The 3798-nt window shown below is 41.8% G+C and carries 4 protein-coding genes; 3 read left to right on the plus strand and 1 reads right to left on the minus strand.

Annotation, left to right across the window (positions count from 1 at the left end):
- Positions 1 to 388: 388 nt before the first annotated feature.
- Together F824_RS0125290 and F824_RS0125295 are read left to right on the plus strand one after the other, a co-directional pair.
- Positions 389 to 706 (plus strand): hypothetical protein, encoded by a 318-nt coding sequence (locus tag F824_RS0125290; protein ID WP_139189941.1) that lies wholly within the window; start codon positions 389 to 391, stop codon positions 704 to 706.
- 213 nt (positions 707 to 919) lie between these two features.
- The gene (locus F824_RS0125295; protein WP_019600734.1) at positions 920 to 1285 is read left to right on the plus strand and encodes a DUF2200 domain-containing protein; all 366 of its coding nucleotides are present in this window, start codon (positions 920 to 922) and stop codon (positions 1283 to 1285) included.
- Between the two features lie 455 nt (positions 1286 to 1740).
- Here the strand turns inward: F824_RS0125295 and F824_RS0125300 are convergent, their stop codons facing one another.
- On the minus strand, positions 1741 to 2694 hold the full coding sequence (locus F824_RS0125300; protein ID WP_019600735.1) for a calcium/sodium antiporter: 954 nt from the start codon (positions 2692 to 2694) through the stop codon (positions 1741 to 1743).
- A gap of 384 nt (positions 2695 to 3078) precedes the next feature.
- On the opposite strand from F824_RS0125300, the gene mog reads away from it, so the two are divergent.
- The gene (gene mog, locus F824_RS0125310; RefSeq protein ID WP_019600737.1) at positions 3079 to 3609 is read left to right on the plus strand and encodes a molybdopterin adenylyltransferase; all 531 of its coding nucleotides are present in this window, start codon (positions 3079 to 3081) and stop codon (positions 3607 to 3609) included.
- Positions 3610 to 3798: the final 189 nt, after the last annotated feature.

Raw genomic sequence — 3798 nt, forward strand, 5'->3', positions numbered from 1 at the left:
CATTTCTTAAATAAACATCAATGGTAGATTTACTCACATCAATTCCAATAAAAATTTTAAATTTCATAGCTTTACAGTAGTTTAAAGTGAAGTTGCTAAAACTATTACCTTTAGAAGGTCTGCTAACCTAAAATTCTAACTGGTTCTTCAGCAACTGAATTAAAGAATGGGGACTAATACAGGCAATAGGTCTCAAAACCTGGCCGGACGAAAAGTTCACCCCATTCTTTTTTTTCTTTAAGTTACTTTATCGGAGATAATTTACCAATAAAGAACGCTCTGAAGTGATGCAAAGAACATTTCTTAGAAATTTTATATTTTGCAAATCTAAAGGACGGATGTTGCCATTTACCTCACGGGCGGACGCCAGCAATTCAACACTTTTTATGTGGATACTGCTATGGAAGGACTTTACGTGATTCAGCGCATCGACAACTTAAAAACCGTTTCAGTATCCCTAAACAAGGGCGTAAAACCCGAAGAAATAGACAGTTTGGGCAATATCGCAACCAGACGGGAATTGTCCCCTTGCGACCTCGACCATTTGAGGGAGTTGGAAGACGACTTTACAAAAACGCTGTTCGATTCAGATCCCAACAAAATTTTTATGGTCCAAGAAATTCCCAACTTTGAATGGAATCCCAATACAAAAAATGATTACCTAAAAACGGATATTGTTAATAAGGATCTGCCCAATTGCAAATAAAAACACGCTTTTGATGGCAATTTTGCAATCTCAATAGTAGATTGATTTTTATTGTTGTTCGCATTTTTCGCATTTAAACCGAAATATGTATTGGTTTTCCTGATGGGTAATAACAAAAAGAAAATCAGGCTATTTGAAGAGCAATGATCCGATAAAAAGGAAAGAGAATTTGAAAGACTGAAAGAAATCTAGACATCCATATCAAACTCAGGCATGAAAGATACTTCCAAGCAGGACGAGAAAATCGCGAAAATGACATTTGCTTCGGTCTATCCATTTTACCTTGCAAAGGTCGAGAAGAAAGGCAGAACCAAAGAAGAATTGCATCAAGTAGTGGAATGGTTGACCGGCTTTGATGAAAAAAAGCTGCAGGAAATCATCAAGGAAAAGGCAACTTTCGACACATTTTTTCAGTCAGCCACAATCAACCCCAATGCAAACCTCATTACTGGAGTAATCTGTGGTTATCGGGTGGAAGAAATCCAAAATCCGCTCACGCAAAAAGTACGGTATTTAGACAAATTGGTAGATGAATTGGCAAAGGGACGGAAGCTCGAAAAGATCCTTCGAAAAGTCTAACAATACTATCCAGATGGAAGGCAAATCAAGATTTAACCCGAATTCTAAGACACCGAAAAAGTAACGTAAAGCAGCCAACTTAAAGCAAGTTAGATGGAAATATGCAATAGGTTTCCAAATGGGATTGAAACTTCAAAAAAATCAGACTGTTTGAAGAATAATTCCTGACACCAATAGGGTGAAATCAAGAATAGTCAACACCCAATTGATTGACAATCAATTACAATATTCCGTTGAGTCCGTAATGCATAAAACGGGTTAAAATTTTCACTCCGGTTTGCAGAGGACCCACCACAGTTCACAAAACTTCTCAGATCAGAATATCACGGTGATTTTTTTTTAGCCCGCTCCTTCCCTTCTGATCATCTTGATGTATGGGTTTCTCTTTTATTCCATTCAGGCCACCCAATATCCTTCCCTGAAACAGGACAAATTCAATAGATGCTGGATTTTTTTTAGACCAGCAAATAGACCATATAGACCGCATAAAGCAGAAGGAATACAATGCCTTCCCACCTGTCCAACCTTCTTCCTTTTCCCGTAAAGACAAACACAAACAAGAGCAAACCCGCCAAGACATTCAGCAAAATGTCCACCAAGGAACTTTCATTGATCTCAAAAGGGCTGACCACCGCAGAAACGCCCAAGACAAAGAAGATATTGAAGATGTTCGATCCCACCACGTTGCCGATGGCGATATCCAACTTCCGTTTCCTTACTGCCGCGACGGAAGTAGCCAATTCCGGAAGGGAAGTGCCAATGGAAACGATCGTCAGACCGATGATGCGTTCGGACAAACCAAATCCCTCAGCAATGGAGACGGCATTGTCCACGATCAATTTTCCCCCAAGGACTAATCCTCCAAGTCCCAAAGCGATCCAAAGCAGGGATTTTCCGAGCGGAAGCACCAAAGCATCACTTTCGTCGGCTTCCTGTGGACTCAGGGAAACGGTGATGTTGTACACCATGAAAATGGAAAAAAACAGCAGCAAAATAATCCCATCTCCCCTACTGATATAATTGGCGACCGAGCCATCCAACCAAAGATCCTGGGTAATGACCAAGACGGCGACTGCAGCCAAGAAGCTAAGCGGAATTTCGATCCAAGTCGTGTTTGACTTGACGGATAAAGGATAAATAATCCCACAAATCCCCAGGATCCCAAGAACGTTGAAAATATTGCTTCCCAGGACATTTCCGAGAACCATTTCCGAGCTCTTGTTGATCGAGGCAAAAACGTTGACCACCAGTTCAGGGGCAGAAGTACCGAAGGCGACGATGGTTAGACCGATCACAATTGGCGGAATTCCGTACTTCATGGCCAAGGCGGAAGCGCCTTCCACCATTTTGTCAGCACCAACAATCAAGGCGACAAAACCCACCAACAAGAGAACCAGGGACAAAACCATAGGAGATTGATCAGAAGATTTAAATTAAAAATCATGCAAATCTAGCAAACGTTTTATTCACTGAAGGATTATTTTTTTGGCCTGGTCCATTAAAGGGGATTGATAAAAAGAAAAGCCATCCAAAGCGGTAATTTCCTTGATTTTTGTTCGGGAGCGCTTTTATTTACCGTATCATTGCAATGACAATTTAACCCGTAATATGCTTTACCATTTCTATTCAAGACCAAAAACACCTATTGATAAGTCCGATGTTTACAGTTTTTGGAATCACGATATTGGTGCTAAACCTTATTTCCGAATATTTTGATTTTCTTTCAATTTCAACCCCATTGGGAAACCTAATGCATATTTGGGGTCAAGTCTTTTTTCAAACCAAAACAGGCCATGCAAACAATAAAGATTGGCATCATCACCTCTTCCGATCGGGCTTCCGCCAATGTGTATGAGGATATTTCCGGGAAAGAAATCATCCGAACCCTGGGAGAATATCTGGTCAACGAGTGGATTCCCGTTTATCGCGTGGTACCCGATGAACAGGAAATACTGGAAGCCACGATGATCGAATTGTGTGATCGGGAAGGTTGCTGCTTGGTGGTAACCACGGGAGGAACGGGACCAGCCTTGCGGGACGTGACTCCAGAGGCAACGGAAACCGTTTGCCAAAAAATGTTGCCGGGTTTCGGGGAACTGATGCGACAGGTCAGCCTCCAATACGTTCCTACCGCCATTCTTTCCAGGCAAACAGCCGGCATCAGAAATCAAAGCCTGATCGTCAATTTACCGGGAAAACCCTCCGCAATCCGCCAATGCCTCGATGCCGTATTTCCGGCCATCCCCTACTGCATTGACCTGATAGAAGGCCCATATCTTGAAACAAATCCGGAAGTGATCAAAGTTTTCCGACCCAAAAAATAAAGTTTTTTCGACCAAAAAACCCAGTGCGTTGAAAAAATCTCTCGCAAAACCTGCCGAGGTCTTCGCGGAGAACCCAAAGAAAAAATACATCCTTCCAAATCTTCTGAAAACCAACCGATTTTCAAACCACAAAAACCTTTGCGCCCTTCGCGTGAAACTTAGCGCACTTTGCGTTGAAAAAAATCTTTC

Source organism: Rhodonellum psychrophilum GCM71 = DSM 17998 (genome assembly GCF_000381545.1).
Classification (GTDB): domain Bacteria; phylum Bacteroidota; class Bacteroidia; order Cytophagales; family Cyclobacteriaceae; genus Rhodonellum; species Rhodonellum psychrophilum.